1 protein-coding gene is annotated in these 288 nt (G+C 67.0%); it reads right to left on the bottom strand.

Features of this window, described 5'->3' with window-relative positions; all coding sequences use genetic code 11:
• Positions 1–288, bottom strand: a 288-nt coding sequence (locus KZZ07_RS26810; protein WP_219519992.1) for a formate/nitrite transporter family protein, incomplete at both ends; no start/stop codon positions are given.

The following is a 288-nucleotide window of genomic DNA, read 5'->3' as shown; positions in this document are numbered from 1 at the left end:
CATCCACATGGCGATGACCTTGCCGGGCACCGAGGTCGACAGCATGGCGCCGATGACGCCGGTCGAGACCATCCAGTTGCACAGCATGGCGCGGACGAAGAGCGTCAGCATGCCGGAGGCGCCGTACTTCTCGTAGCCGAGGGTCCGGGCCTCGCCGATGCCGGCGATGAGCTTGCCGACGGCGTTCGGCTCGGTGGCGAAGCCGAGGGTGAAGACGATCGACATCATCACCGCCGTGGTCAGGGCGCCCGCGAAGTTGCCGAAGAAGACCAGCACCCAGTTGCGGGC

The sequence above is a fragment of the Mameliella sp. CS4 genome (genome assembly GCF_019392335.1).
In the GTDB taxonomy this organism is placed as follows: Bacteria; Pseudomonadota; Alphaproteobacteria; order Rhodobacterales; family Rhodobacteraceae; genus Antarctobacter.
This window is presented reverse-complemented; position numbering and strand designations above follow the sequence as displayed.